Annotated in this window: 8 protein-coding genes; 3 read left to right on the forward strand and 5 right to left on the reverse strand. The window is 65.7% G+C overall.

What is annotated here, in order from left to right; genetic code table 11:
- Positions 1-434: pentapeptide repeat-containing protein (locus ACIRU3_RS46895; protein WP_404070466.1), on the forward strand; the 434-nt coding region annotated here is incomplete at its 5' end.
- A gap of 811 nt (positions 435-1,245) precedes the next feature.
- Here the strand turns inward: ACIRU3_RS46895 and ACIRU3_RS46900 are convergent.
- Complete coding sequence (locus ACIRU3_RS46900) at positions 1,246-1,752, reverse strand: hypothetical protein (RefSeq protein WP_404070468.1); 507 nt, start codon at positions 1,750-1,752, stop codon at positions 1,246-1,248.
- Positions 1,753-1,935: 183 nt separating this feature from the next.
- Here ACIRU3_RS46900 and ACIRU3_RS46905 point away from each other — a divergent pair, with 183 nt between their 5' ends.
- Both ACIRU3_RS46905 and ACIRU3_RS46910 read left to right on the forward strand, forming a co-directional pair.
- Entirely contained in the window at positions 1,936-2,595 is a 660-nt protein-coding gene (locus ACIRU3_RS46905) for a hypothetical protein (protein WP_404070470.1), read from the forward strand.
- 481 nt (positions 2,596-3,076) lie between these two features.
- Complete coding sequence (locus tag ACIRU3_RS46910) at positions 3,077-3,874, forward strand: transglutaminase domain-containing protein (RefSeq protein WP_404070472.1); 798 nt, start codon at positions 3,077-3,079, stop codon at positions 3,872-3,874.
- Positions 3,875-4,202: 328 nt separating this feature from the next.
- On the opposite strand, the gene ACIRU3_RS46915 is transcribed toward ACIRU3_RS46910, so the two are convergent.
- The 4 genes from ACIRU3_RS46915 to ACIRU3_RS46930 form a co-directional block, all read right to left on the reverse strand.
- Positions 4,203-4,745 (reverse strand): GNAT family N-acetyltransferase, encoded by a 543-nt coding sequence (locus ACIRU3_RS46915; protein ID WP_404070474.1) that lies wholly within the window; start codon positions 4,743-4,745, stop codon positions 4,203-4,205.
- A gap of 225 nt (positions 4,746-4,970) precedes the next feature.
- Positions 4,971-5,381, reverse strand: coding sequence for a hypothetical protein (locus ACIRU3_RS46920; RefSeq protein ID WP_404070476.1), 411 nt, complete (start codon positions 5,379-5,381; stop codon positions 4,971-4,973).
- Between the two features lie 183 nt (positions 5,382-5,564).
- Positions 5,565-5,879, reverse strand: a complete 315-nt coding sequence (locus tag ACIRU3_RS46925) for a DUF6980 family protein (protein WP_404070478.1) — start codon at positions 5,877-5,879, stop codon at positions 5,565-5,567.
- A gap of 126 nt (positions 5,880-6,005) precedes the next feature.
- Positions 6,006-6,575 carry a MepB family protein gene (locus tag ACIRU3_RS46930; protein ID WP_404070480.1) on the reverse strand — a complete coding sequence of 190 codons (570 nt, stop codon included), beginning with the start codon at positions 6,573-6,575 and terminating at the stop codon, positions 6,006-6,008.
- Positions 6,576-7,079: the final 504 nt, after the last annotated feature.

Here is a 7,079-nt window from a genome sequence, read left to right on the forward strand (position 1 = left end):
TTACCCGGGTCCGGCTTACCCGGGTCCGGCTTACCCGGGTCCGGCTTACCCGGGTCCGGCTTACCCGGGTCCGGCTTACCCGGGTCCGGCTTACCCGGGTCCGGCTTACCGGGATCCATCTTGCAAAAGACTTCGTTCTTGTAGAAGTGGCAGCCCGGCATGTTCTTGATGTCCTTGGGTTTCCCCTTCCCCTTGCTATTCTTCTTCCCCTTCGCGTCCTTGTCCTTACCCTTGCCCTTCTTATCCTTTCCTCCCTTGTCGCCCTTGACGTGCTCGGTGTGACTGACCACCGTCTTGGCGACGCCGGTGTGCGGCGTCGAGGCGAATGCGCTGGCGGGCAGCATCACGCCCCCTATCGCCAACGCGGTGGAGGTGGCCAGCATGACCAGACGTCGACTGTGCGATATACGAGACATAAAAATTCTCCTCCGTAATATTGAATGACCAGGGGTGCCGCATTCCGCTCACGGAATTCCGTGGGCGGGTTCGCCAGCGGGATTCCTGTCCCGCAGACCGCGCCTCCGAGACTGTCCCGGACGGCCCGCACGCTCTGGGTGAGCCGATGCATCAAGTAAGCCCCGACCGGGCACACCACGTCACGACACTGCCTTTCGGGGCTTGACACGCGATGACAGGCCGCACTCATTCATCCATGCCCGTCAGGCATTCGCGCCGGACGGCACACACCGTGCACCCCAGCGACCGTGTGCACGGCGAGCAGCGCCGTCCTCTCCGTAATCCTGGGACGAGCGCTCTGCTGGGCCGTGCTTTGAATCGAGATCCGTGTCCTGGTTCATGCGGCGTGATCCCGGTGTGGTGCAAGGGAATCTTTCAGATGACCAGTGGGCGTGCTGGAGCGGCTGTCGCCGGTGGGGTCATCTCCCGCTGGCAGCTCCGTGGGACATGGGTCGGCTGCCCGGGATGCGAGTCCAGGCGGACGCCGCCGAGCTGATCACCTGCGAGGTCAGCATCGACTCCGCCGTCTGTCGGACTCATCAGCACTAGGTCGGTGCCCGGCGTAGTGGGCAGGCCCAGAAGGAACCGCCGGGTGCCAACCAGTCCGAACCCGATGACGACGGGCTGGGCCGGTCCCGAGACGGCTGGACAACGAAGATCCACCCGGCCTACGAACAACGCCAGGGGCGACTATCGCTGCTGGTGACAGACCTCGCGCCGCAGCCACGAGGCAGGAGGCACGCACGGCGGCCGTCCGGCAAAGCACCCATCACGGCTGTGAACAAGCAGCTACGACCCACCGCACTCCGCCAGCGGATCCACATTCCACACCGCAGGCAGATCACCGCCACAGAAGACACAGACGAAGTCGGCCTCGCGCACGATGTTGTGTTCCTGGCAGCCAGGACAGCGCCGGAACACCACCTCGTACGTGAATCCTGGCGGACGCCCCAACCCCACACCGTCGAGAGCCCGGGCAACCGACGACCAGGAAGTCACATCCGGGCAGTACCCGGTCGACTGGTTACTGACCTCACCCACGGCCCATTTGCCCGCCACACGGACAAAACCGATCTCACCCGCGCTCAGCACCGACCGTCCGCCCGCACAGGCCACATGCTCGCTTCGCCGCGGCGCCAGCCGAAGCACACCGTCCAGGCCGACAACAAACGTGAACGGCTCAACCAGCTCCGCCGCGGACCGCTCAGCAACCCACCTGTCGAAGTCAGCCGCCGAGCCGATCCGACAGCCACCACTGCCAGGCCCCACCACGGCCTTCAGGCCGATCGGGCCCACATACCGATAACAGCGTCCCGGCACACCCACATCATCCAACGCAGCCCTCCAGGCCCTCAACCAACTCGACGCACACACCACACCCAAGAACACAGCAACCACCCGCCGCGACCCACACCAAGGAACCAGACACGTACGCCGAGCAGCCGTCGCGTTGTGCGTCCTGGACCAGGTGCAGGGCACGTGGACCGGGAGGCTGCCGCGATCCGCGGTCGCCCGTGGATCGCCACTCGTCACAGGCCTTCACCCGCCATCGTGACACCGGGCCCCCCTCAGCCCCGCCAAAGCCGCCGACCGACGCCACACCGCACGAACGGAGAAGGCCTCCGCGGACAACTCGCCGAGACGATCGGCGCCTGGAGAGCAGGCGGAGCCCTGACTGGGACGGTCCACCGTTCGGCCACGGCAGACAAAGCACCGACCACCTGTGACGAGCTGTACGGCACCACCGCCAACACCGCGGACAGCACCCCTGAGCCGACAAGCCACGACACTCCCAACGCGGAGGCCACCAACACCAGTGCAAGCAGCAGCGGCTCAAACAACCCCACCGAGGCCAACACCACCAACACCCCGAGCACCGCCACCTCCGGCAGCACCAGCACCGGCGGCACCGCGACCAGCGGCAGCGCAACCGCCGGCGTCCTTGGCGACTGCCGCGGCATCTGCACCATCATCACGGGCGACATCCGCACCGGCGTACTCGGCGACTGCCTCGGCATCTGCCACATCATCACCGGCGTCACCCAGACGAACACCAACCAAGACGGCGGCAACACCAATCAGGCCAACGTCAACCAGAACAGCGACAACACCACCCAGACAAACACGAACCAGACGTAGCCCATCCCACCCCACGCCACCCGACCCCACACCCCAGCCCAGTGGTCGGCATCTCGCATTGCCACGGGTCCACCCCGGCAGTCGGCACCATCCAGACACCTCAGGGGCCCAAGGCGTCAACACGCAGTCCCACTGCAAGGTAATCCAGCCGAACGAGACGTGGATCAGACGCCCTCCATGAAGGCGCTCGCTTGCCGGGAGAATGTGGCCGCGCCCGCGCAGCTACCGCACGCGACCACACCGGACGTTGATCCGAACGTCCGGGAGCAAGGCCAACTCGCCTTCCACTGGCTGCAGGACCGGCCGCATCGGCGCAGCGCAGGGGTCGGCCGGGACTCGGGCCGGTGACCGGTCCAGCCAGGTACCACCCGGTCGATTCTGCCAAGTGAGGCCAGCAGGGTCGCTTCATAATTGAACACGTTCAAATTCTCTGCCACACTACGTCCTGCCACCCGAAGTGTTGGACGAGAGGAGCACGGACGTGACCAGCTCGCTTCTCATGCCGCTATGCCGTGTCCGCGCGGGCACACCTGGCGCGGGGACGGCGGAGGGGAGCACGGCCCCGACGCGGATACTCGACTGGCAGCATCCTCATGTTGCCTCGTTGCTCCGACAGATCGATATGACGGTCGACTGGGAGGAGGACGCGACAGGTCCCGCCCAGCGGATAGCGGCCCTGCGCCAGGCCCACCGATGGATCACCGCCGCTGTGCAACCGGTGTACTCGGTGCAGGACGAGATGCCGGTGTCGGTGGTGGTCCGTCGCGGCCGCGGCTCGTGCAGCCAGCGGCTGGCCGTACTGGAGTCCGTCGCGAGGGCGTCCGGGGTGGCTACGCGCGTGCGTGGCCTGCTGGTGGACGGGACGTTCTGGTATCCGCGTTTCCCTCGTTTGCATCGGATCGTCCCGCACCAGGTTGTGCTCGCATGGCCAGAATTCCATCTTGAAGGCCTCTCGCTGACCGACCACCCCACCGCGCCCTGGTTGACAGTCTCGGAACTCTACGGTGGTCTTGACGAGTTGAGCGAAGGTCAAGGTGGCTTCACCAACGCCGGCGCGGAGACACTCTTCGAGGCGTTGTCCAGGACAGCGATCGACTGGGACGGCGCGACAGTCTGCCCGGCCGCCGGTGCCGCATGCGATCTCTCGGCCTACGTGCTGGCGGACCTCGGCCACTTCGACTCGCGCGACGAACTTTTCGCCAGGCACGGCCAGACCCTCTGCGGGATGGCGAGGCTCCTGGCCGAACCCGTCCTGGGTCGCCGCTCGGCGGGTGTCTAGCCGGGACCAGCCCATGTCCATCGTGATCACGGCCGGCATCGCGGGGATTCTCCGCAGTTCGCGGTCGTGCTGGGCCGCATCCGGGTGGCCCGACTGGGATGCGGCAGGCCCCGCGTGCGCCCGCGACGGGTGCGGGCGGACAAGACGTACGCGTCCCGCAAGAATCGCAAGTCCAGCAATGGCTGGCCACCGAAGTCCGACCCACAGGACTACAAGGCCCGGCACGCGGTCGAGTGCGGCATCGATCGCCTCAAGAGACATCGAGCCGTGGCCACCAGGTACGACAGAGGCGCGGTTCCCTACGAAGCTACCGCCCTCATTGCCGCCATCAACGAGTAGTTGAGACGTACTGGTCCGACGACAACTCGAACACCCGTACTCGCCGACCGCAGGTGGGATTGACGGTCTCACGGACCGGATGCATCCCCAGTTTGGTCATGATCCGTTCGGAGGCGTCATTGCCCACTTGAGCGATGCTGACGATCCGCTCCAGCTCTCGCTCTTCGAACGCGAACCGCACAGCTTCCGCAGCGGCCTCGGTCGCCAAGCCCTGCCCCCAGTGGGATCGTCCCAGCCGCCAGCCGACCTCAACCGCCGGCAGTACCTCCGGCAGGAAGTCGGGTACTGAAAGGCCGGTGAACCCGGCCAGCTCGCCGGTGGACCGGATCTCCACGGCGAACAGGCCGAAGCCCCGTGACTCCCACTCGCTCTCCCACGCCTGGACCCCGACGCGAGTCTGCTGTTCATCACGGACGCTGCCATCACGGATCCACCGCATGACCTCGGGGTCGGCATTGACGGCAGCCATGGGCGCAACGTCTTCCTCGCGCCAGCGCCGCAGGATCAAACGGGGAGTCTCAAGCTTGATCATCCAAACATTCTGGATCACAAGATGGGCTCTCCGCCACCCTCACCAGGCACTTTCGATACACGCCCGAGGTCCTGTCCGGCAATTGATCTTGTGGTCAGCGACGTTCGAGGCGGACCTGGACGCTGTGCCTTGCACAAGTGGACCGGCAGCAACGAGGCATCGTCCCTCAGTCCCCGTCCTTCAGTCCCACCAGTTGAACAGCAAGTCACTCAACCGCTCGGGGCGTCAGTAGCGGATCTGCACGAGCTCTGCTTCCGCCAGCTCGGTCACATCCACCCTGGACATTGGCGTATTCAGTTGCTCAACGGGCAGGCAGCGGAAACCGACGACTTCGAAGCCGGCCGCCCACGGCGGTGGGTCCACGAAGCCCGACAGTGGCCGTCCTGCCACAGGAGGTGCGCTGGTGATGGCGATGATCGGCAGGTGCGCGTGGCACACAACGACAGCCGCCTCCATGCGGGTGGTGATGGTGACCGAGTGGAAGCTGGACGCACCGGCGCAGGCCACCTCGCTGACACGGCCACCCATCCCTCTTGCGGCTTCCCAGCAGGCGCTACGAAAGAGCGTCACGTCCGTCTCCGGAGCCGGTTCGTCACCGGAGCCCCGAAACCCGGTCGCTCCACGCTCAAGCCGCATCAACGCTCTCCTTCTCCACGAGGACAGCGTGCCACGGCGAGATCTGTTGCCGGACACGACCTGGTGGCCTGGCCGGCACTGTTCGCCCTGCAATAAGGCGCCGCGCCGACCGGATAGTGATCCAGATGGTGCGTCTGTGCCCCGAGCGTGGATCGCAGGTGGTTCACGGCACTGGCCTGTACGTCAGTCATCGGGCAATGAGGCGAGCCAGCGGTCGTCCTGGAACTCGGCAGGGACCTCGTCTTCCCACGGATCGATCCCGCGGCTTTCCAGTTCGTCGAACCATCGGTCCCGCTGTGACTCGGGGAGCCGCTGTCCGCACCAAGGGCAGAAGCCGATCCCGACGCTCGACGTACCGCCGTCATGAATGATCAGACCGTACTCCTGGAACTTGGCGCTGAATGCGATCAACCTGTCCAGGCAGGCAAAGGGGTCGGCGTGCTGCTCGCAGCGGAAGTCCACGCGGCTTGTCATCGCCTGGCAACAGTGGTTGGTCATGGACTCGGCTTCTCGTCGGTGGACACTGTGCCGAAAGTAGATCATGGTCTGTGACGGTCGCCGGGTGGCCTACAAAGCCGCGATCGTGTGACGCGCAGGCTGGTCTGGTGGTCGGGCCGGCGCGGCCTACGGGTGGTAGAGCTTGTGGGCGCGAGCAGAGTCGAACGGCTCGTCCTCGTCCAGGTTCAGGAAGTGGTCCAGCTGCCATGCCTGCGTGCTGCTCGCCTGTCGGTTGGTGGTGGTCACCCAGGGCGGATAGACACGGAAGGCCCGCTTACCGCCATTGCCATTCACTGATACGACACCGTGCCGGCGGAGCGCCTCCATGGGAAAGACGAACTGGCCGAAGTGGTGATGGCCGCGGCTGCTGATGACGAACAGGTCGACGGGGTCCGTGGCATCGAAAGGCTGGATGGGCCCGCCCAGGGACCTCTTCCATACGGTGACGAACTGGCCGACCTTGGTGGGGGTCGTCCTGGCCACGCGGAACCGGATGGAGAGCCCGTCAAGGGTGAATGCGTGGGCGGCGTACTCGGCGCTCTCGGATTCGGGAACTGGCTGCGCGCAGGTGAATCCGCAAGGGTCGTAGACGATCGCTTTTGCCGCCACGAGGTCACTGTGTGTCGATGTGGTGGCCGACCACGGTGCGAGTCCAATGGAGTCTCGAGTGGATGTGTGCTCGCGGTGCGCCGTCATTCGTCCACCCTGTCATAGGGGCTGAAGATCGCCGACGGGATCCGTCCATGTGGAGCGGGCCGTGATCCAGACGAAGCTGGTGATCGACACTGAAAGCCGCTGCCGCCTCCACGGGCAGGGGCGAAATGAGCGCCTACCTGATCGATCACCTGCGCATCCCGGGCGGGGTTCCGAACGAGGCGGGTCTGTCCTACCTGGTGCAGTTGACATCCTCTTCGCCCTAGAGGACGGAGATTCCCGCCTGCCTGCCGGTGGTGACCGGCCGGGGCTTCGGGTGGGTTCCTGCTTCGTCGCGCTGCGCGGGCACGGATGCCCGTCTGTTGAGTCGGCACGGAGCGCGGTGCCGATGTTGCCATCGGTCCGTTTCTCCGTGCCGCTCTCCGAACCCGGCGTGCGGCTCTCACCGCACCGGGCTCTCCACGGCCTCTGCCGTTCAGGCGTGGTTGAGGCTCCAAGGGTTGGAATCGTGTTGCCTCGATAGCGGTAACGGGAGACCGTCACCGC

Origin of the sequence: Streptomyces sp. NPDC101151, from assembly GCF_044768335.1 — a bacterium.
Classification (GTDB): Bacteria; Actinomycetota; Actinomycetes; order Streptomycetales; family Streptomycetaceae; genus Streptomyces.